The sequence below is a fragment of the Arthrobacter sp. SLBN-53 genome (genome assembly GCF_006715585.1).
Classification (GTDB): Bacteria; Actinomycetota; Actinomycetes; order Mycobacteriales; family Mycobacteriaceae; genus Mycobacterium; species Mycobacterium neoaurum_A.
This window is the reverse complement of sequence record NZ_VFNN01000001.1, coordinates 4474571-4495740: the sequence shown is the minus strand read 5'-3', so window position 1 is coordinate 4495740 and position 21170 is coordinate 4474571. Positions and strand designations below refer to the sequence as shown.

Annotated in this window: 20 protein-coding genes; 10 read left to right on the top strand and 10 right to left on the bottom strand. The window is 68.9% G+C overall.

Features of this window, described 5'->3' with window-relative positions; all coding sequences use genetic code 11:
- Positions 1-28: 28 nt before the first annotated feature.
- Positions 29-3289, bottom strand: a complete 3261-nt coding sequence (locus FBY28_RS21575; RefSeq protein WP_141869302.1) for an ATP-binding protein — start codon at positions 3287-3289, stop codon at positions 29-31.
- 222 nt (positions 3290-3511) lie between these two features.
- Between FBY28_RS21575 and FBY28_RS21570 the strand changes: the two genes are divergently transcribed.
- From FBY28_RS21570 to mbtN, 5 genes are all read left to right on the top strand, one after another.
- A complete protein-coding gene (locus FBY28_RS21570; RefSeq protein ID WP_141869301.1) occupies positions 3512-4003 on the top strand; it encodes a fluoride efflux transporter FluC in 492 nt (163 codons plus the stop codon).
- The gene (gene crcB / locus FBY28_RS21565; protein ID WP_141869300.1) at positions 4000-4365 is read left to right on the top strand and encodes a fluoride efflux transporter CrcB; all 366 of its coding nucleotides are present in this window, start codon (positions 4000-4002) and stop codon (positions 4363-4365) included. Before FBY28_RS21570 ends, crcB begins: the two co-directional genes overlap by 4 nt.
- A gap of 81 nt (positions 4366-4446) precedes the next feature.
- Positions 4447-4716, top strand: coding sequence for an acyl carrier protein (locus tag FBY28_RS21560; protein ID WP_141869299.1), 270 nt, complete (start codon positions 4447-4449; stop codon positions 4714-4716).
- Positions 4713-6308: a long-chain-fatty acid--ACP ligase MbtM gene (mbtM, locus tag FBY28_RS21555; RefSeq protein ID WP_216847883.1), complete on the top strand. Its 1596-nt coding sequence runs from the start codon at positions 4713-4715 to the stop codon at positions 6306-6308. The genes FBY28_RS21560 and mbtM overlap by 4 nt, the downstream gene beginning before the upstream one ends.
- Entirely contained in the window at positions 6305-7483 is a 1179-nt protein-coding gene (mbtN, locus tag FBY28_RS21550) for a mycobactin biosynthesis acyl-ACP dehydrogenase MbtN (protein WP_141869298.1), read from the top strand. Before mbtM ends, mbtN begins: the two co-directional genes overlap by 4 nt.
- 16 nt (positions 7484-7499) lie before the next feature.
- Here the strand turns inward: mbtN and FBY28_RS21545 are convergent, their stop codons facing one another.
- Entirely contained in the window at positions 7500-8129 is a 630-nt protein-coding gene (locus FBY28_RS21545) for a GNAT family N-acetyltransferase (protein ID WP_141869297.1), read from the bottom strand.
- 90 nt (positions 8130-8219) lie between these two features.
- Between FBY28_RS21545 and FBY28_RS21540 the strand changes: the two genes are divergently transcribed.
- Together FBY28_RS21540 and FBY28_RS21535 are read left to right on the top strand one after the other, a co-directional pair.
- Positions 8220-8411 (top strand): hypothetical protein, encoded by a 192-nt coding sequence (locus FBY28_RS21540; protein WP_141869296.1) that lies wholly within the window; start codon positions 8220-8222, stop codon positions 8409-8411.
- A 9-nt stretch (positions 8412-8420) separates the two neighbouring features.
- Entirely contained in the window at positions 8421-10091 is a 1671-nt protein-coding gene (locus FBY28_RS21535; RefSeq protein WP_141869295.1) for a patatin-like phospholipase family protein, read from the top strand.
- Here FBY28_RS21535 and FBY28_RS21530 read toward each other — a convergent pair.
- Genes FBY28_RS21530 through FBY28_RS21515 form a run of 4 tightly spaced genes read right to left on the bottom strand, consistent with a single transcriptional unit; the run spans position 10088 to position 12892 of the window.
- Positions 10088-10483, bottom strand: a complete 396-nt coding sequence (locus FBY28_RS21530; RefSeq protein WP_019514492.1) for a DUF2237 family protein — start codon at positions 10481-10483, stop codon at positions 10088-10090. The genes FBY28_RS21535 and FBY28_RS21530 overlap by 4 nt on opposite strands.
- Before the next feature lie 7 nt (positions 10484-10490).
- Positions 10491-11645, bottom strand: a complete 1155-nt coding sequence (nagA, locus tag FBY28_RS21525) for an N-acetylglucosamine-6-phosphate deacetylase (RefSeq protein ID WP_141869294.1) — start codon at positions 11643-11645, stop codon at positions 10491-10493.
- Positions 11646-12431: a glucosamine-6-phosphate deaminase gene (gene nagB / locus FBY28_RS21520; RefSeq protein ID WP_141869293.1), complete on the bottom strand. Its 786-nt coding sequence runs from the start codon at positions 12429-12431 to the stop codon at positions 11646-11648.
- The gene (locus tag FBY28_RS21515; protein WP_141869292.1) at positions 12431-12892 is read right to left on the bottom strand and encodes a PTS sugar transporter subunit IIA; all 462 of its coding nucleotides are present in this window, start codon (positions 12890-12892) and stop codon (positions 12431-12433) included. The genes nagB and FBY28_RS21515 overlap by 1 nt, the downstream gene beginning before the upstream one ends.
- 82 nt (positions 12893-12974) lie before the next feature.
- Here FBY28_RS21515 and FBY28_RS21510 point away from each other — a divergent pair, with 82 nt between their 5' ends.
- Complete coding sequence (locus FBY28_RS21510; RefSeq protein WP_141869291.1) at positions 12975-14525, top strand: PTS transporter subunit EIIC; 1551 nt, start codon at positions 12975-12977, stop codon at positions 14523-14525.
- Between the two features lie 2 nt (positions 14526-14527).
- Here FBY28_RS21510 and FBY28_RS21505 read toward each other — a convergent pair whose 3' ends face one another.
- Positions 14528-15076: a chorismate mutase gene (locus tag FBY28_RS21505; protein ID WP_141869290.1), complete on the bottom strand. Its 549-nt coding sequence runs from the start codon at positions 15074-15076 to the stop codon at positions 14528-14530.
- Positions 15076-16836 carry an N-acyl-D-amino-acid deacylase family protein gene (locus FBY28_RS21500; RefSeq protein WP_141869289.1) on the bottom strand — a complete coding sequence of 587 codons (1761 nt, stop codon included), beginning with the start codon at positions 16834-16836 and terminating at the stop codon, positions 15076-15078. Before FBY28_RS21500 ends, FBY28_RS21505 begins: the two co-directional genes overlap by 1 nt.
- A 284-nt stretch (positions 16837-17120) precedes the next feature.
- On the opposite strand from FBY28_RS21500, the gene FBY28_RS21495 reads away from it, so the two are divergent.
- Positions 17121-17942, top strand: coding sequence for a hypothetical protein (locus FBY28_RS21495; RefSeq protein ID WP_141869288.1), 822 nt, complete (start codon positions 17121-17123; stop codon positions 17940-17942).
- 2 nt (positions 17943-17944) lie between these two features.
- Here the strand turns inward: FBY28_RS21495 and FBY28_RS21490 are convergent, their stop codons facing one another.
- Both FBY28_RS21490 and FBY28_RS21485 read right to left on the bottom strand, forming a co-directional pair.
- Entirely contained in the window at positions 17945-18940 is a 996-nt protein-coding gene (locus tag FBY28_RS21490) for an LmeA family phospholipid-binding protein (RefSeq protein WP_141869287.1), read from the bottom strand.
- A gap of 78 nt (positions 18941-19018) precedes the next feature.
- Entirely contained in the window at positions 19019-19297 is a 279-nt protein-coding gene (locus tag FBY28_RS21485) for a hypothetical protein (RefSeq protein WP_141869286.1), read from the bottom strand.
- A gap of 106 nt (positions 19298-19403) precedes the next feature.
- Here FBY28_RS21485 and FBY28_RS21480 point away from each other — a divergent pair, with 106 nt between their 5' ends.
- Positions 19404-21170, top strand: coding sequence for a sulfatase-like hydrolase/transferase (locus FBY28_RS21480; RefSeq protein WP_141869285.1), 1767 nt, complete (start codon positions 19404-19406; stop codon positions 21168-21170).

The window sequence follows — 21170 nt, the reverse complement described above, 5'->3', positions numbered from 1 at the left end:
TACGTCACTCTCGGCGGGGACAAGGGCGTCAGTCGCGCAGGGCCTGGGCCGCCGACCGGAGCCGGCCGGTCAGTTCGGCGGCAGCCCGCCGGTGCTCCGCTGCGCGCCGGTGGTCACCGATGGCCTCGGCTACGGCGGCCAGCGCATCGTCGACCGGGCCGGTCAGCAGCGTGCCGTTGTCCAGCCCGGCGAACCGGCCCGAGTAGGGCCGCAGTTCCTCGGCGGTGCGCACCGCCACCTCGAGGTCACCGACCGCGACCGCGGCGTGCGCACGCAGGGTGGCCATCGCCACGAAGTAGAACGATCGCTCGATGGGGATGCGCTCGGCCCAGATCTGTGCGGCCTCCTCCGGTCGGCCGGCCTGGTGCAGCGCGATCACGGCGCCGTCGGCGATCATCCTGGACACGTGGCGATGCACCGCGACCAGTTCGTCGGCCGTCGGCGCGAGGCTGCCCCGGACCAGGTTCGCGCTGACCCGCCCGACGATCCCGATATGGGCCCCGTTGGCGACGCCGTACTCGGCCAGCTTCGCCGAGACCGCGACATAACCGCGTTCCCCCTCATCGGGGTGGCCGGCCAGCACCGCCAGCTGGGCGCCGAAGGCGTCGAGGACGCCGAGCAAGAAGCCGAGTTGCCCGGTACCTGCCCGCGCGACGGCCTGGTCGACGTGCGCGGCGGCGCGCGCCAAATCCGATCGCCCGGAGGCGTCCAGGAAGGCGAACCAGTGTGCGACCGCCTGGTAGTCCACGGCGTCGAGCTCCTCGGCGACCGAGAGCATCTCGGCGAGAACACTTTCCCGTTCATGGGCGAGGTCGGGTCCCAGGCAGGCGAAGGCCCGGACGTTGAGTACCGCCAACAGCAACCGCCGGTCATCAAGGCCACGCGCCAGCTGTAGCGCCTCGGTGGCAGCGGCCAGCGCCGCGTCGTGCTCGACACCCTCAAGTTCGGTGAACATGGTCAGCAGCAAGCGGATTCGGGTGTGGGTGTGCCGCTCGCGTCCGAGCACCCGGCGCAGCGGATCGACGATGGCCGGGTCGATCTTGTCCCCGACCCGCACCCGCCAGACCAGTGGGCTGGTCGATGCGGTCAGCGCCCGCACCGCCAGCGCGTCATCGTGCCCGATAGCCGCCATCGTGCGGTGCAGTTCCTCGCGGGAGCCGAGCGCATCACCGGCCTGGGCCAGTGCGGCGATCAGTCCGCAGCGCGCCGTTATCGCGGTCGCCTCCTCGGCACCGGCGAGTTCGAACATCTGCACCGCGCTGCGCCATTGCCTGGCGGCCTCGCCAGGGGCGCCGACGGCATCGGCCTCGGCCGCCGCGCTCATCGCGAAATTCGCAGCCTCCATCGCGGTTTCGGCGGTGGCCGCGGCGACGGCATGATATGCCAGCGACGCGGTATCGGCGCTGCGCCCGCGCAACATCTGCAGGGCCGCCGCGTGCAGCCGGGACCGTCGCAGCACCGACATATCGTCGTACAGGGTGTCGCGAATGAGGTTGTGCGCAAACCGGATACGGTCCGGAGCCGGTTCCTCCACCAGGCCGGCGAGGACGGCGGGTTCCAGCGCATCGAGCAGGGCATCGTCATCGCTACGTGCGAGTTCGCCGAGCAGGGTGATGTCGACCTCACGTCCCAACACCGCGGCCTGACGCAACGCGGTGGCGGTCTGCGGTGGCAGCCGGGCCAGCCTGCGGCGCACCACATCACCGACGCCGGCAGGCACCCCGCCGTGCGCGGCGTCGATACCCTCGGCGACCATCAGCCGGACGAGTTCCCGTGCGAACAACGGGTTACCGCCGGTGCGTTCGCGCAGCAGCCGCAGCGTCTCGGGTGTCACCGCCACCAGGCCGGAGTCGGTGGCCAGCTGGGTCAGCGCCGCGTCATCGAGACCGTCGAGCAGCATGTGCGCCGCGGTGTGGTTGGCCAGGGCCGCCCTGGCCTGCCCCAGCTCGGCACCGGCCTCGGATGGTCGGTAGGTGCCGATGACCAGTACCGGCTGGGTGGCCAGCCGGTCGGCGGTCAGCCGCAGTAATTCCAGGGTCAGGCCGTCGGTGCGGTGCAAGTCGTCGAGCACGACCAGCAGCGGCGCTCGTCCGGCCGCCTGCTCCAGCACATCGGCCAGCGCGTGCGCGGTCCAGAATGCGCCGATCTCCCCCACCGGCCCACCGGTGTGCAGCAATGGCGCCAGCGCGTCGGCCTGCTCGGTGGACAATGACGCCGCGAACACCCGCAGCACCTCGGTCCACGCCCAGCCCGGCGGGGCACCGTCGACTTCGGGGCTGCGCCCGGCCGCCACCACCCACCCGGCCTCGCGGAGCCGGTTCGCGGCCGCGTCGACCAACGTCGTCTTGCCCGCCCCGGCTTCCCCGCCGATCCACACCACCTTCAGACCACGGGCCGCGGCGGCCGCGGCGCCGGCGAGCTCGGCCAGTTCCGCGGAGCGACCCCGCAGTGCGATGGTCGTCGGCACCTCGTGCTGCGGCGCCACCGCGACCGGTTCCAGCTCGATCGGGTCTAGATGGTCGGCCTGACGCAGGATGTCGCGTTCCAGATCCCGCACCGCCCGGCCCGGCTCCAGGCCGAGTTCGTCGACGAGGTAGCCGGTGGTGCGGCGCAAGACATCCAGGGCGGCCACCTGACGGCCGCTGCGATAGTGCGCCGAGGCCAGCAGGCAGGCCGCCGCCTCCCGGGCCGGGTGCTCGCGCACGACGGGTTCGAGCGCGCGCACCACGGCGGCGTGATTGTCCAGTGCGGCTTGGGCGGCGGCGTGCGCCTCAAGCATCGCCAACCGCAGCTCGGCCAGTCGGGCCACCTCGGGAGCGGCCCACAGGGCATCGCGCACTTCGGCGTAGGGATCGCCGGTCCAGGCCAGCACCAGATCCTGTAGACGCTCGGCCTGCTCGTGGGGCAGCGCAGGCGACCGTTCAGCGGCCCCGTAACCGGCCTCGGCCGCCCACACATCCACCGCGCCGTCGGGCAGCCGCAGGCAATAGCCGGGCGCGGCACTGACGATCACCTGCGCGGGCGCCCGGCGTTCACGGCCGGGTTCGAGCACCCGGCGCAGATGAGAGATGTAGGCCTGCAGCGCGGCCAACGCCTTCGGCGGTGGCTCTCCCGCCCAGAGATCCTCGATGAGCCGGTCGACCGAGACCACCTCACCGTGGGCGAGCACCAGCCGCAGCAGTACCGACCGTTGTTTCGGGCCGCCCAGATCCACCGGTGCGCCGTCGACCCATGCCCGCAATGGCCCCATGACACAGACCCGCACCGGATAAGGAACCTGCGCTGTCATGGTGTGCCGACTTTATCGGGCGGGCGATAAGGCTTCATACTCTGTCGGTGGCGCTCACCGATCGACGGGCACTGACCGGTGCTCGTCGCCACTCGCAGTCCGGGGACGACTCCGATATTCTCGTCGACGGCGATGGATCTCCGCCGAGGCGCCCGGTGACAGGTGTCTGAACCGCCTCGTCTGGAGGCTGATGGCTCCTTTCCCCTAGGAAGGAGTACACCCATGGCCGATCACAACGATCCGACTGCCGCTTCATCGGTCGACCCCGATGCCGTCGAGCCCTCCCAGAGTCCCTTGCACGTGCGTCCGTCGGCGATCGCCGCGGTGGCCCTGGGCGGCTTGCTGGGTGCCCCGGCACGCTACGGCCTCGGGGTGGCGTTTCCCCAGGTTGGCGGCCAATGGCCGGTCACGACATTCGCCATCAACGTGACGGGGGCGTTCCTGCTCGGTGTGTTGCTGGAAGGTCTCACACGGCTGGGTCCGGACACCGGTTGGCGCCAACAGCTGCGGCTGTGCGTGGGCACCGGTGTGCTGGGATCGTTCACCACGTACAGCACCCTGGCCGTGGACACCGATGAGCTGCTGCGTCACAACGATTGGTGGGCTGCCGGGTCTTATGCGGTGGGCACCGTGCTCGTCGGTGCACTGGTCACGGTGATCGGGATTGCGGTGGGCGCGCGAGTGCCCCGCCGGACCGAGGGGGCGGGCCGATGATGGTGTTCTGGGTGGCGTGTGCGGGCAGCCTCGGGGCGGTGTCGCGGTTCGTCGTCGACGGAGCCGTCCGGCATCGGCGCAGCACGGAATTCCCTTGGGCCACGGTGCTCATCAATGTCACGGGATCGCTCTTGCTCGGGTTCATCGTCGGCATGGTGTTGTTCCACGGGGTTCCCCGGGAACTCCAGCTGATTGTCGGCGTGGGATTCTGCGGCGGCTACACCACCTTCAGCACCGCCAGCGTCGAGACGATCCGCCTCATGCAGCGCGGCAAATACTGGGCGGGTGCCCTCAACGCCCTCGGCACGCTACTGATCACCGTCGCCGCGGCAGCGGCAGGAATGGCCGTGGCCGCGCTGTGACGAGATGACGATGACACCGCGACGGACAGCACATCAGGTAAGCCTACCCTGAGTAAAATCTCAGGTGTAGGGTCGCCCGACATGGAAATCTCACAGTCCGACGCAGTGAATCCCCAGCTCCTGGCAATCCTGCGGGAAGACCTCAACATCGACGTCAGCCGGCTCAGCCGGGACTCGCGGCTGGTCGACGACGCGGGCATGGACTCGGTCGCGTTCGCCGTCGGCATGGTCGCGATCGAGGACCGTCTCGGCGCGGTACTCGACGAAGAGGACCTGCTCAACTGCGAGACCCTCGGCGACCTGGAGAAGGTCGTCCTGACGAAAATCCCTTCGGCGCAGGCCAACCCGTGAGCGCAGTGCCATCGGTCCTGGCGCAGGCGTTACGCGAGTCGATGACCTCGACCGACCGCGCGCTTGCCGTCCTGGACACCGCCGCAGGCACCTGGAACCGCCACCCCTGGGGTGAGATCCACGCGCGCGCCGAGAACGTGGCCGCCCGGATCTGTGACGACGAGGTACCCGCGGTCGGACTGGTCGGCGATCCCACCGTCGAGTTCATCTCGGCCATCCCGGGAGCATTCCTGGCCGGGGCCGCGGTGTCGATCCTGCCGGGCCCGGTCCGCGGCGCCGACCCGAAACGTTGGGCGCGAGCCACTTTGGACCGATTCGCCGGTATCGGAGTGCGCACCGTCTTCAGCCACGGCGCCCCGCTGCGCGAGCTGAGCGCGGCCGACAGCCACATCGCCGTGCATGACATTGGCGCCGTCGCGCACGCGCAGCGCTCCCACACCCATCACGGCGCCGTCGGCGATGCCCGTATCGCGGTGCTGCAGGGCACGGCCGGTTCGACCGGGACACCGCGGACCGCCGCGCTGTCCCCCGCCGCGGTGCTGGCCAACCTGCGGGCGCTGGTCGCCAGGGTCGGGGTCACCGAAACCGACTGTGGCCACTCCTGGTTGCCGCTCTATCACGATATGGGGCTGTCCTTCGTTCTGACCACGGCGCTGGCGGGTGCCGAGCTGTGGCAGGCCCCCACCACGGCGTTCTCCGCCCAACCGTTCGGCTGGCTGAAATGGCTCACCGAATCCGGTGCCACCCTGACCGCCGCGCCGAACATGGCCTACAACATCATCGGCAAGTACTCCGGCCTGGTCAGCGACGCAGACTTCTCGGCGTTGCGGTTCGCGCTCAACGGCGGTGAGGCCGTCGACTGTGCGGGCAGCCGGCGTTTCGCCGAGGAGATGGCCCGGTTCGGACTCGGCCCCGGTGTGCTGGCACCGTCCTATGGTCTTGCCGAATCCAACTGTGCGGTGGCCGTTCCCGCCCCTGGTCGCGGGCTGCGGGTCGACGAGATCCAGGTCGTCACCGACGACGGCGGATACCGGCGCACCCACGCCGTGCTGGGACCCGCCATCCCTGGCATGGAAATTCGGATCGTGGCCGGCGAGCAGTACTCCGGCGGAGTCGCGGACCGCGAGGTCGGCGAGGTGCAGATCCGTGGCACCTCGATGATGCACGGCTACCTCGGCGAATCGCCTCTGGATGATCAAAGCTGGTTCCCGACAGGTGATATCGGCTATCTGCTCGACGACGACCTGGTGATCTGCGGACGCGCCAAGGAGATCATCACCGTCGCCGGACGCAACATCTTCCCCACCGAGATCGAGAATGTCGCCGCGCGGGTTGACGGTGTGCGGGCCGGCGCGGTGGTCGCCGTCGGCACCGACGGCCCGGCAAGCAGATCGGGTCTGGTGATCGCCGCGGAGTTCAAGGGTGCCGACGAACCGGCGGCCCGCACCGCCATGGTGTCGCTGATCGCGTCCGAATGCGGTGTGGTTCCCGCCGATATCGTCTTCCTGGCGCCCGGATCGTTGCCGCGAACGTCCTCGGGCAAGCTACGGCGACTGGAAGTCAAACGCAATCTGGAAGGTGCCGGACAGTGACCGTGATCGACGAATCACCGGCCGCGACACTCGACGAGTTCGAACACCTGTTGGACAGGGTCTTCGACGACCGGGTGCGACGTTGGACTGCCGAGGCCGAACGCACCGACGCGTTCCCCCGAGAGCTCATCGAATACCTCGGGCGCGAAGGTGTTTTCGAGGCCAAGTGGGGAAACAACCCGCAACCCGATGTGGCCAAGGTGATCGCGCTGGCACTGCAACTCGGCAGGCTGGGGTCCGCAGGCATCGCGGTCGGGGTGAGCCTGCACGATTCGGCCATCGCATTGCTGCGGCGGTTCGGCCGCACACCGCACCTGAAGTCCATCTGCGAGCGGGCGATTCGCGGTGAGGTGGTGCTGTGTGTCGGCGCCTCCGAGGAATCGGGCGGCTCCGACCTTCAGATCGTCGGCACGACCGTACGGTCGGTGGGCGACGGCTTCCAGGTGACCGGTATCAAGAAGTTCGTCTCGCTGTCCCCCATCGCTGATTACGTCATGACGGTCGCCCGCAACATCGACGGCGATCCCGACAGCAGGCACGGCAATGTCGTGGTGGTCGCGGTCCCACTGCGCGATCCCGGGGTGCAGATTCAACGGCCGTACAAGAAGGTCGGCGCCGGACCGCTGGACACCGCCGCCGTGCACATCGACACCTGGGTGCCCGCCGATGCGCTGATCGCGCGCGCGGGCACCGGACTCGCCGCCATCTCCTGGGGTCTGGCACATGAACGGATGTCGGTGGCCGGACAGATCGCCGGTAGCTGTCAACGCCTGCTGGGAATCACATTGGCACGCATGATGAGTCGCCGCCAGTTCGGGCACACCCTATACGAGCACCAGGCGCTGCGGATGCGGGTCGCCGACCTGCAGGCCCGGGTCGACATGCTGCGGCACGCGTTGAACGGGATCGCCGCCGGCGGCAAGCTGGATCTGCGCACCGCCGCCGCGATGAAGGTGTGTGCGGCCCGCCTCGGCGAAGAGGTGGTCTCCGAGTGCATGCACATCTTCGGGGGTACCGGATACCTGGTCGACGAGACACCGTTGGGTCGGTGGTGGCGCGATATGAAGCTCGCCCGTGTCGGCGGCGGGACCGATGAGGTGCTCTGGGAACTGGTGGCCGCCGCGATGAAACCCGACCACGACGGCTACGCCGAGATGATGGCCGCCTCCGACTAGCCGAAAGGCAGAGCTGTCAGCGCAGATCCGGGATATCTTCCGGCGTGCGGGGAAACGCGTACAGGGCCATTCTGCGGTTCGACATCTGGTGCTCGCCGAGGAACGTGGAGCCCACGTACTCCACCAGTCGGCGGGCCCCGGCATTGCGGTGGTCGGGGTCGAACATCACCCGCCGGCATTGCGGTTCCTGGGCGAAGATATCGGCCATCAGCTTGGGCAAGATCAGCGGCGCGATACCGCGGTTGACCAGTCGGGTGTCGGCGATCGCCGCGTGCACCCCGAGGTCATACGGGTCGGCGGCATATCGCGTCGCGATGGAATCCTTTGCTGCCCGGTATATCTCGACGTAACCGATGTCCTCGCCCTTGCGGCTGGCCAGAAACGGACGGGAGAACGTGCCGGCCAACTGGGCCTTCAGGTACCCCCGCCAGCGCTCCGGCGGCCACGCATACTCCCAGGCCTCGGCAAGGTGCGGCAGGTTCATCCACTGCGAGATCAGCTCGGCGTCGGCGTCGGGATCGACAAGACGCACGCCGTATGGCGGCGCGACGGTGGGCGTCAGCGGCGGCCCGACCACGCGCACGTCTTCGGGGATGTCGGTCAGCTCGCGCGGCAGGATCGGCAGCGGCTCGTCAGTCTCGATCATTTGACGCACGAGCCTACCCAACAGCGCCGATCCGGGGTCGGCTACATACCTGGACGCGGATCCCCGCGCCCGTGGTGCGATGGTGGAGACATGTTCCGTGACCATGTCGAAGAGCTGCGCAGGTGGGAGGATTCCGGCGCGCACTGGCAGGTGGTGGCCCGCTCCGGCGACCGGTTGACCATCGCCCTGCTGCGCTGTGACGGCGGCGAGGAGGCCGACCGGTTCACCTCCGCCGACGCGGCACTGTTCGCCTACGTCGGTTCACGCGACAGTTCGGCCTAGAGTCACGTCGTGCAGATACCGTTCCTCGACCGGCGTGGCCCCGAACCGGCGCCCGTTGCCGAGGCCATCGCCGACTCGGCCGAGGAGCGGGAGAACGTCGAGGCCCAGGACGCGGATCTGCCCACCGATGACCCGTCACTGGTGTTGCAGAAGATGGAGAACCGGCTGGTGCGGCTGCACCTGGCCACGCCCGGAGTTCTCAACGACGAGCAGCTGCGCCGGTTGCGCTATCTGCTGAACTTCGCGAAGTTGTCCGATTTCGAGCCCGGTGCCGCAGGCCCCGGCGGCACGCGGGGCCGGGGCGACGTCTCGGTGGGCGCCGAACTGGCGAACTGGCGCGCCAGGGTGGCCAACACCCTGCACGGCCCGCTGCGCGAGGACCGCGATGCCACCCGCGCGCTGACCGATGCCCGCCACATCCTCGACGCCCTGTCCGACGACCAGGACGAGCAGCGCAGCGAGCTCACCGAACGCCACGGCGCCCGGTTCTCCCAGCGCGAACTCGACGCCGAGATCGGACACAAGAAGTTCGTGACGGTCCTCGGCGGCGGTGGCGGCGCGGGTTTCGTCTACATCGGCGGGATGCAGCGGCTGTTGGAGGCCGGCCAGGTCCCCGACTACATGATCGGTTCGTCGATCGGGTCGATCATCGGTGCGGTGATGTCGCGGTCGCTGCCCGTGCCCATCGAGGAGTACGTGGCCTGGGCCAAGACGGTGTCCTACCGCGCCATCCTCGGCTCCGAGGAGCTGCGCAGACGGCACGGACTCACCGGCATGTTCGCCCTGCGGTTCGACGAGTTCGCGCATGGGTTGTTCACCCGCGAGGACGGCGAGCAGATGCGGATGTCCGATCTCGGCATCCCCTATGAGGCGGTGGTGGCCGGCGTGCGCAGGCAGCCGTTCGCGGCGCTGCCCGCCAAGTTCCGTCACCAGGAGCTGGCGGTGCTGCGGATGCGCACACTGCCGTTCCTGCCCATCGGCATGGGCCCGGAGGTCGCGGCCCGGATGTGGCAGGCGGCCGCGTTCATCGACTCCCGGGTGGTCAAGGCGATCGTCGTCGGCGGTGACACGTTGACCCGTGAGCTCAACGTCGTCGATGCCGCATCGTTCTCCTCGGCCATCCCCGGTGTGCTGCATCATGAAACGCGCGACCCGACGATGGTGCCGATCCTCGACGAGATGCTGGCCGCCCATGACGTTGGCGCGATCGTCGACGGCGGCACCGCGAGCAATGTGCCGGTGGAACTGGCATGGAAGCGCATCCGCGACGGCCGCCTCGGCACCCGCAATGCCTGTTATCTGGCCTTCGACAGTTTCCATCCGCAGTGGGATCCGCGGCATCTGTGGCTCGCCCCGATCGCGCAGGCGATCCAGCTGCAGATGGTGCGCAACCTGCCCTACTCCGATCACATCGTCCGATTCGCCCCGACCCTGTCGCCGCTGAACCTGGCGCCGTCGACCGCCTCGATCGACCGGGCGTGCGGGTGGGGACACAAGCGGGTGGACAAGGCCATCCCCATCACTTCGGCACTGCTGCAGCCGATCTGGTGGGAGAACGTGCCCGCGCCGGAGGGCTCACGCGCCGCCAAGGACACCGCGACGCCGATGAGCACCGTGCTGTCGGAGGCCCAGCGTCCGCGCAACCGGCTCGAACGTTGGCGCGACCGCTACCTCACCTAGAGATCGCTGGCGTCGTCGGGCACATCGACGGCATGCTCGGCGAGCACCTCGATCGGCACGATGCTGAGTGTGCGCTCATGGGTGCACGCCATCACCACCGGTGCGGCGAATCCGTCCTGGTAGGCGCGCAACCAGTTGACCGCCGTCACGCACCAGCGATCCCCTGGCACCAGACCGGGAAACCGGTACTGCGGCATGGGGGTGCTCAGATCGTTGCCGATGGACCGCTGATGTTCCAGGAATTCGGCGGTCACCACGGCGCAGATGGTGTGCATCCCTGCGTCTTCCGGACCGGAGGAACAGCAGCCGTCGCGGTAGAAACCGGTCACCGGATCGCTGCCGCACGGTTCCAGCGGGCCGCCCAGCACATTCAGTTCGGGGTGTTCGGGCATGCCCCCATCATGCATCCCCGCCCGCCGGGTCGAGTACCCAACCGCCGCGCCGCAGCACACCGGTCACCGCGAGGTCGGCGTCGAGCACCACCAGATCGGCGGCCGCCCCGGCCACCAGCCGCGCGTCGGGCAGCCCCAACGCGCACGCCGGATTCACCGATGCCTGGGCCACCGCCGCGCACAATGCCGCATCGCGCGCCAACCCGCTGTGGGCCACCGCGAACCGGAACACCCGGTCCATCGTGGCGGTGCTGCCCGCGATGGTCTCGGTGCCCGCGACCCGGGCCACACCATCGCGCACCTGCACCCCCAGCGGACCCAGTTCGTACCAACCGTCGGCCATCCCGGTGGCCGCCATCGCATCGGTGATCAGCGATACCCGTTGCAGACCTGCGCTTTTGGTGATGTGCCGGTAAATCGCCGGGTCGACGTGCACCCCGTCGGTGATGACCTCGACGGTGACCCGGTCATCCTCCAGCAGTGCGATGATCGGGCCGGGCTCGCGGCGGTCGATGGGCCGCATCGCGTTGAACAGATGGGTTCCGACTCCCGCGCCTGCGTCGATGGCCGCGCGGGTCTGCGCATAGGTCGCCTCGGTGTGCCCGACGGCCACCACGACACCCGCCGACCGGAGTTGGGTGATCGCGGCGAGCGCGCCGTGGCGTTCCGGGGCCAGCGTCACCATCCGGATGCAGCCCGCCCCGGCGTCGAGCACGCGCGCCACCTCGTTGGCGTCCGGATCGCGCATCAATAAGGGTTCGTGTGCACCGCAACGCAACTCGGAAAGCCACGGCCCTTCCAGGTGGATACCGTCGAGCAGTCCGGCCCGCACATCGGCGGCCAGCGCGCCGACCTGGCGCAGCAGTTCATCGGGCGCCGCGGTGACCAGCGAGGCGACGATCGTGGTGCTTCCGTGCCTGCGGTGCAGGCCGACCGCCGCGGCCGTCTGCTCGGTACTGCCTGCGGTGAAGTTGGCGCCGGCCCCGCCATGGACGTGGGTGTCGACAAACCCGGGCACCACGGTGACCGCGCCCAACACCCGGTCGGGATGGCCGGGCGGTTCGCCGGAACCGGTGGCGCGCACCGTCTCCCCGGCGATGTCGATCCACCCCGGGCGCAGAAGTTGCGCACCGGTCAGCAGGGTGTCGGCGACCAGCAGCACTCAGATGCCCTGCCAGTCGGGCTTGGACCGGTAGGTCTCGCGGTAATACTCGGCGAGCTGCAGCCGGCGGGCGGCACCATCGTCGAGCAGCACCGTCACGTGCGGATGATGCTGCAGGACGGTGGCCGGCCACATAGCGCTGACCGCACCCTCCACCAGGTGGTGCACGGCCTCTGCCTTGCTCCGCCCGATGGCCACCAGCACGATGTGCCGCGCCTCGAGAATGGTGCCCAGCCCCTGGGTCAGGCAGTGGGTGGGCACGGCATCGATATCGTCGCCGAAGAAGCGGGCGTTGTCACGGCGGGTCTGTTCGGTCAGCGTCTTGATCCGGGTGCGCGAGGCCAGCGAGGAACCGGGTTCGTTGAACCCGATGTGCCCGTCGGTGCCGATCCCGAGGATCTGCAGGTCCACTCCCCCCGCGCCGGCAATGGCCGCCTCGTATGCCGCGCAGGCCGCCGGGATGTTCTCGGCCAGTCCGTCGGGTCCCTGCACGGCACCGTCGGCGAAGTCCACCCGGTCGACGAAGACGGTGTCGATGACGTTGCGGTAGCGCTCGGGGTGGTCGACGGGCAGACCGACGTATTCGTCGAGGGTGAACCCGCGGACCTGCCCGAACGACAGCCCACCCGCGGCATGGCGGGTGACCAGTTCGTCATAGATGGACAGCGGTGAGGACCCGGTGGCCAACCCGAGCACGGCATCAGGCTTGCGATCCAGCAGCGCACCGATGGCGTCGGCGGCGACGCTGCCTATCGCGGCGGCGTCGGGCAGGATGACGACCTCCATCAGCTGTTCGCCACGAACAGTCCGGCCCCGGCTGTCAGGTGGGCCCCCAGCGGCGGGGTCACCGCGATATTGCCCGGTTCGCGCTCGTCCATGATCACCACGGGCACGATCGGGTTGAGCCCCTTGGCCACCACCGCCGGGATGTCGTATGTGATGACGACCTCACCGGCGGTGACCTGCACACCCTCCTGCAGCACGGCGGTGAAACCCTCGCCGTTGAGCGCCACGGTGTCCAGGCCCAGATGCACCAGCACGCCGACGTTGTCCGGGGTCAACACGATGAAGGCGTGCGGCATGAGCTTGAGCAGCTTGCCCGACACCGGCGCGACGGCGTCGACGACCTCGTGCGGCGGGTCGATCGCGGCACCGACACCGACCATGCCTTGGGAGAACACCGGATCGGGCACATCGGCCAGGGCGACGGCGCGTCCCGTCACCGGCGCCAGCACGTTTGTCGTCATGGCTGCAACACTACGAGCGGCACACCTCGGGCGTTGCCGAACACGGCCGTGGATTGCGGTCTCTGGGGCTAAGCTGCCGCGAATGGGTGGGTCGACCAAACCGCAGAACAGTCCCCGCGTCCCGGGGTTCGCACAACTTCAGCGGCTCGGCAAGAGCCTGATGCTGCCGATCGCCGTGCTCCCCGCGGCGGGCATCCTGTTGCGGCTGGGCCAGCCGGATCTGCTGGGCCGCATCGACGCGCCGGTCATCGGGCCGTTCTTCCAGGCCATGAGTGCGGCCGGCGGCGCATTGTTCGACAATCTGGCGTTGTTGTTCGCCGTCGGTGTCGCGATCGGTTTCGCCAAGAAGGCCGACGGATCGACGGCGTTGGCCGCCGTGGTGGGCTATCTGGTGATGGACAAAGTCTTCGAGACCATGTCGCCGTTCGTCCTCGCCGGTGTGCTCGACAAGGCCGGCGAACAGGCCCAGATCAACTACAGCGTGTTCGGCGGCATCGTCATCGGCCTGTTGACCGCCTGGCTGTTCGACAAGTACCACACCATCGAATTGCCCTCGTATCTCGGCTTCTTCGGCGGCCGCCGCTTCGTCCCGATCGTGGTGTCGCTGGCCAGCCTCTTCGTGGCGTTCGCGATGAGCTACTTCTATCCGCTCTTCGACTCCGGGCTGACCAGTCTGGGCCAGTTCATCGGCGGCTCCGGTGCGATCGGTGCGTTCGTGTACGGGTTCGCCAACCGGATGCTCATTCCGGTGGGCCTGCACCACATCCCGAACTCCTACATCTGGTTCCTCTACGGCGATTACGACACCCCCAACGGTGTCGTCACCGGCGAACTCACCCGCTTCGCCGCGGGCGATCCCACCGGCGGGCACCTGACGGCAGGTTTCTACCCGATCCTGATGTTCGGTCTGCCCGCCGCGGCACTGGCGATGATCCATGTCGCCGACAAGAAGCAGCGCAAGGTCGCCGTCGGCATCCTGTCCGCGGCGGCGCTGACGGCGTTTCTCACCGGCGTCACCGAACCGCTCGAGTTCGCGTTCATGTTCGTCGCGTTCCCGCTGTACGTCATCCACGCGGTGCTGACCGGTCTGTCGCTGGCGATCGCCTACGCCCTGGACATCCATCTCGGCTTCTCGTTCTCGGCGGGCCTGATCGATCTGCTGCTCTACGGCGGTGCCCCGGCGGCCAAGAACATCCCGCTGTTGGTGGGTATGGGCCTGGTGTTTTTCGTCGTGTACTACCTGTTGTTCCGGTTCGCCATCACCCGGTGGAATCTGCGCACGCCGGGTCGCGAGCCCGAGGAGGAGTTCGTGGCCGAGGAGGCCGCCAATGTCGGTGCGGGCACCGGGTCTTCCACCGCGGTGGTCGCCGGCACCGGTTCGGATTCCGCTCCCGGCGCTGCGGCATCGCGTACCGAGCAGGTCATCGCCGCATTCGGCGGCCGGGACAACCTGGTCAACGTCGACGCCTGCATCACGCGCCTGCGGATGGAGGTCGCCGATCCTTCGAAGGTGGATCAGGCTCGGTTGAAGAGTCTCGGCGCGGCCGGTGTCATCGAGGTCGGCAACAACGTGCAGGCCGTGTTCGGGACCGAGGCCGAGGCGCTGAAGAACGACATCAACAGCGCACGCTGAATTCAGCGGCAGTAGTCATGTGTCGCGTACTCCAATGCGCGCCGGAACACCGGGTCCAGCCCGCGGTTGCGTGCGGCCTCGTCGACCGCGGCCGCCACTTCGACCGGACACGACGGGGTGTGCAGTTCCTGCCACCGGTGCCCGATCTCGGCGACCATGGTCTGGTTCAGCGTGTCGATCGTCGCGCGGGTGTCCGCGAGGTCGGGGGCGGTGACGGGCGCGGCCGCTGGGTCGATCTTCCAGTATGCGAACAGGCTGTGCTGCAACGAGACCGAGGCGTCGATCTGGTCGCGGAAGACCTCGCGCACATAGCCGGGATCGATCCCCTGCCCCTGCGCGGCGGCGGCGACACCGTCGAGGACCTGCTGTTCGCGCGGTGGGTCCGAGATTGCACCGCCGGTCAGGTATTTGGACGCAGCGACGGGGTCGGCGGTCTGCAGCCGCTGCGCGGCGGCGTCCACCAGCGGTAGCAGCGGGCTCGGCACATCGGCACCGGCGGCCGGGACGACCGTCGCGAACGCCAGCGCGGCGACGATCAGCGGCGTGCGCATCAGCGGGTCCCGCGCAGCAGCCGGCCGGGCCGCTTGCCGGTGTCCACCCCGTCGCGTCGGGTGACCACCCCGTTGACGATCGTCGCGGTGTAGCCCGACGCGCCCTGGACCAGCCGATGCCCGCCGGCGGGCAGGTCGAAGGCCATCCGCGGTGCGTGCAGCGTCAGTGCGTCGAGGTCGATCACGTTGATATCGGCCTTCTTTCCGGTCTGGATCACGCCGCGGTCGGTGAGCCCGAACAGCTGCGCGGTGTCATGGGACTGTTTGCGAACAACGTACTCCAGCGGCAGCTTCTCGCCGCGGTGTCGATCGCGCGCCCAATGCGTCAGCAGGAAGGTCGGATAGGACGCATCGCAGATCATGCTGCAGTGCGCGCCACCGTCGGAGAGTCCCAGCACCCCGGCGGGATGGGTCATCATCTCCCGGATGGCATCGTGATTACCGTCGGCGTAGTTGAACATCGGCAGCATCAGCATGTTGGACGCATCGGCCTCCAGCATCAGGTCGTACATGGCCGCCAGCACATCTTGGCCGCGGTCGGCGGCGATGGCGGCCACCGTCTTGTCGCGGGTGGGCTCGTAGTCGGGCGGTTCACCCAGCGAATACAACCGGTCCCCGGAGTACTGCGCCAGCGCGAACATCCCGTCGAACAGCACGTTCGGGTCGATCGGCAGATCCTCTTCGGACAGGATGGCCTGCCGCACAGCCGGTTCGGCCAGCCGGGCCGCCAGTTCCTCGCGGCTGCACGATGCCTTCAACGCGCGGTAGGTGGGGCGGTGGGTGAAGGCGTGGTGACCGGGAAAGCCCAGCAGCATGCCGAACGGGCGGGCCGCCACCTGCGGATACAACCGGCTGCCCGCCTGATGCGCGGCGGCCGACAGGTCGAGCTGCTCGCGCCACAGCTGGGGGTCGGCGTCGACCTGGATGAGCGCGAAGCTCAGCGCACAGTCGATCTCCTCGCCCAGCCTGCGCATCCACTCCAGCTCCCTGCGCGGGGCGACGATGTCCTCACCGGCGGCCCCCTGCGGGGCCAGTTCGAAGACCGCACCGCCGCCGGCCGCGGTGGCCCGGCCGAGGGCGAACAGTTCGTCCTCGGCGGCGAAGGTTCCCGGCACCGGTTCACCGTCCATGGCCCGGTGCGCCAGCGTCCGCGACGACGAAAAGCCCAGCGCCCCGGCCTCGATGGCCTCCCGGACGATGCGGCTCATCGCGGCGATGTCCTCGGCTGTGGCCGGTTCGTTGCGGGCTCCGCGCTCGCCCATCGCGTAGGCCCGCACCGTCCCGTGCGCGATCTGGCTGCCCATGTCCACGGCGAGCTCACGTCGTCCGATGACATCGAGATACTCGGCGTAGGTCTCCCAGCCCCAGGTGATGCCCTCGGTGAGCGCGGTGCCGGGAATGTCCTCGACGCCCTCCATGAGCTCGATCAGCCACTGTTCCTGACCGGGCCGCACCGGGGCGAAACCCACCCCGCAGTTGCCCGCGACGACGGTCGTCACACCGTGGCTGCTGGACGGTTCGAGCACATCGTCCCAGCTGACCTGTCCGTCATAGTGGGTGTGGATGTCGACGAAGCCGGGCGCGACGATCTTGCCGGTCGCCTCGATGGTCTCGGCGGCTTCGGCGGCCAGTGGCGGGTCGCCCGGGCCACGGCGGCGCACCTCGACGATGCGTCCGTCCTTGACTGCCACGTCGGCGGTGAACCGGTCCGCGCCGGTGCCGTCGACAACTGTTCCGCCGGTGATCAACAGATCGAACACAGCTCACTCCTTCGGTCCTCTGCGTCGTGTGTAGCACCGCTCGTCGCGCGGACCAGGCAGATTTGAGAAAGTGTTCACTCCCCGGTGTCGGGACAGGTATGCGTCACGCTGCTCGGGCGAGATCGGCTGGAGGGTCGTGGATGCGCCGAGGCGACCGCAAAACCGCAACCCTCACGCCGATCTCGCCCGAGCAGTTTCATACGGTCCCCGCCCGGGCCCATGGTTATCCACACCGTGAAGCGCGAGTGCGTCGGCTTGTCGGTGGCGGCGCGCACCATCCCGTCATGGAACCGTTTGTTGGCAGCGAGGCGTTGGCCGGTGGGGTGATGACGCGCGGCGTCCTGCGGGCCCGCTACACCGCAATCCTGCCCAACATCTATGTCGCCAAAGGCACCGAGCTGACGCTGGAGGTCCGCGCACGGGCGGCCTGGTTGTGGAGCGGCCGAACCGGCATCATCGCCGGCCGCACCGCCGCCGTCATGTACAGCACGCCGTGGGCGGTCACGACCGACCCCATCGACCTCATCGCCCGTCGCACCGAGCATCCCGACGGGCTGATCATCCGCAATGAGCGCATCGCGATCGACGAGATCGGGATCTGGAACGGACTCCCGTGCACCAATCCGGCGCGCACGGCGCTGGATGTGGCACGCCACCATCCCCGGGATGCCGCGGTCATGCTGTTGGATCGGTTCTGCGCGGCATCCGACACCAGCTCGGAGGACATCTCACAGCTGGCGGACCGCTACCGAGGCGCGCGCGGTATCAGAACCGCACTTTTGACCGCCGCCGAGATCGATCCCGGCGCCCTGACACCGGAAGAGACACGGGTCCGGCTGATGCTCTCGGATGTGGGGCTTCGGCCGCCGCACAGCAGGATTCACGTCACCGATGGTTGCGATGATGCCGTGCTGGACCTGGGATGGCGCACACTGCGGATCGGCATCGACTGCGAACGAGCCGACCCCCGCGACAGGTCCGACTTCCTGCAGAGCCTGGGCTGGATCTACCTGACGATCGCACCCGGCGAGAACCACACCTCGGTGAGCTCCCGGGTCCGCCGGGCGATGCGGGCCAGGAGACGGCACCTGCCGGTCTGGCGCTGAGGTCAGAGGTCGGCGAAGCAGGCGTCGCTTTCGCCAGACGGGATGGTCGCGTCGGTACTGGAGAAGGTGCCGTCGACACCGGTCTTGGTGACCTTCACCGAATCGGCCTTGATACCCAGCGGATAGTTCTCGTTGAGCTTGGTGGTCAGCTCGCTCAGCGCGGTCTGCACCGTGGCCTTGTCGAACGCGCCGGCGACATCCTGCACGGTGAGTTCCAGATTACCTTCGCGCACTTCGGGTTTGGCGGTGATCGTCGTTCCCCCGGCGGCCTCCATGATCAGGGTGCCCGCGTTGGCGTCGGTCCGCACCGCGGTCACCAGATTGCCGACCACCGGCAGGCTCTCCTGCACGGTCTGCTTGATGCCCTCGGCGGTCCAGGAGAGCTGAGCAGTCACCTTGCCGATGGTGCCCTTGGAGTTGGCCGAATCCGCAAGCTCGATATCGCTGAGCGTCACGTCGGCGGTCATGCCCTTGGCGGCCTGGACGCGGTCACCGGTGGTGACCACCGAGATGTCGGTGTAGTGATCGGTCAGGTACTGCCACAGGAAGGGCGGTGTCACCGAGTAGGAGACGTCGGCGGTGTCCTCGACCAGGCAGTCGGTGATACCGGACAGCACGGTGCCCGCGCGGTACCTGGCGAAGAGCTCCGCACCGGCCAGGACGGCCACCAAGGCGGCGATCACGATCACCGCGGTGAGCACGATGGTCTGACGGTTACGGGCCGGCTTCGGCTCGGGTGGCTGCGGTCCCGGCGGCAGCTTCTGGATGGGTGGTGGCGGGATCGGCGGCGGTGGCGGGACTGGGATCTTGCGTGTCGCGGGTTCGGGTATCCGGTGCTGCTGCGTGGGCGGCTCGGGCCTCGGTATCCGCTGCGTGGGCGGCTCCGGCCTGGGGATGCGCTGAGTGGGGCTGTGCGGGTCACCCGGGCGCACCGGCCTGGGGATACGCCGCGTCACCGGGTCGCGCGGCTGGTCGGGCGGCAGCTGTCCTGGCGGCATCTGACGATTCTGCCAGGACACTCTGCCAAAACACCGCCAGCGGGAAACCTGGGTTCCCCGCCGGCGTTGGCCGACGGCCTACTCGGCCGGGTTCTGCTCTGCGGTGGTGTACCTGGTCCAGAAGGCGAAGGCCACCAGCGCCGAGGCCACCCCCACCGCGATCCACACCACGGCCGAGATGATCAGTGAGATCGGGGACAGCCCGAAGCTGGACAGCGCGAACCCGGCGTACACCAGCCACAGCAACCGGTACACCGACCACAGCACGCTCAGGCCGGAAAAGACGGCAATGACCAGGGCGGGGGTGCGCTCGACGCGCTTGGTGAGGTCCTGGAGCTGGGCGGGGATCACGTTCATCGGTTCGTCCTTTCGTGGGGCGCCGCCTCGTCCGGCGTCGTCGTGGCACAAGTACATCGATGCGTTTTCGCTACCGATCCCAAGAATTCGGGTGTTGGATATCGTCATGAACCGGCCCGACATCGTCATCCTGATGACCGACGAGGAACGCGCGATCCCGCCGTATGAGGCGGACGACGTCCGGGACTGGCGGCAGCGGGTGCTGACCGGTCGGCGCTGGTTCGACGAGAACGGCGTCAGCTTCACCAGGCACTACACCGGTTCGCTGGCCTGCGTGCCGAGTCGTCCGACGCTGTTCACCGGGCACTACCCCGACCTGCACGGTGTCACCCAGACCGACGGGTTGGGCAAGCGTTACGACGACTCACGGTTGCGCTGGCTGCGCCGTGGCGAGGTCCCGACGCTGGGCAACTGGTTTCGGGCGGCCGGCTATGACACCCACTACGTCGGCAAATGGCATATCTCCCATGCCGATCTGACCGACCCGGCCACCGGGAGGATCCTGGCGACCAACGATGACGACGGTGCGGTCGACGAGACCGCGGTGCGGGCCTACCTGGACGCCGACCCGCTGAACCCGTACGGTTTCTCGGGCTGGGTGGGTCCCGAACCGCACGGAGCGGCCATGGCCAACAGCGGTTTTCGGCGCGATCCGCTGGTCGCCGACCGGATCGTCGCGTGGCTCGAAGATCGCTACGCCCGTCGGCGGGCCGGTGATCCCGCGGCGTTGACACCCTTCCTGTTGGTGGCCAGCTTCGTCAATCCGCATGACATCGTGCTGTTTCCGGCCTGGTCACGGCGCAACCCGCTGGCCGCGTCGCAGACGGACCCGCCGCATGTACCGGCGGCCCCCACCGCTTCGGAGGACCTGTCGGCCAAACCCGCCGCCCAGGCCGCGTTCCGCGACGCCTACTTCTCCGGGTACGGACCGTCACGTGCCGTCCGGCGCACCTACCGCACCAAGGCCCAGCAGTACCGCGACCTGTACTACCGGCTGCACGCCGAGGTGGACGGTCCGCTGGACCGGGTTCGCCGAGCCGTCACCGAGGGCTCGGCCGAGGCCGTGCTGGTGCGCACCTCCGATCATGGCGAGTTGCTGGGCGCGCATGGCGGATTGCATCAGAAGTGGTTCAACCTCTACGACGAGGCGACCCGGGTGCCGTTCGTGATCGCCCGCACCGGTGCCGGTGCCACCGCGGCGCGCACCGTCGCGGCGCCCACCTCACACGTGGATCTGGTGCCCACGCTGCTCGGCGCCGCCGGGGTGGACGTCGCATCGGTGGCCGCCGAGCTCGCCCGGACCTTCAGCGAGGTGCATCCGCTGCCCGGCCGGGATCTGATGCCGGTCGTGGACGGGGCGCCCGCCGACGAGGACCGCGCGGTGTACCTGCTGACCCGCGACAATGTGCTGGAAGGTGATTCGGGCGCGTCGGGCCTTGCCCGCCAGTTGGGTCGCGATGTCAATCCGCCTGCACCGCTGCGCATCCGGGTGCCCGTCGACGTGGCAGGCAACTTCGAAGGCCTGGTGGCCCGGGTCGACGGCCGGTTGTGGAAGCTGGTGCGCACCTTCGACGACCCGGGAACCTGGACCGAGCCCGGTGTCCGTCAGCTCGCGTACACCGGACGGGGAGCACAGCGCTACCGCAGTGACGTCCTCGACGATCAGTGGGAGCTCTACGACCTGACCGGCGACCCGGGTGAGGCCGTCAATCGCTGGGACGACCCGTCGCTCGACGGGGTGCGCGCGGCACTGCGCACCCGGCTCAAGCAGGTGCGCGCCGAAGCGGTGCCCGAACGCAACAATCCGTGGCCCTATGTCCGGCGGCGCGGCACGCAGGAGCCGAAACGCTGGTGGGCGCGGCTGCTCGGCTGA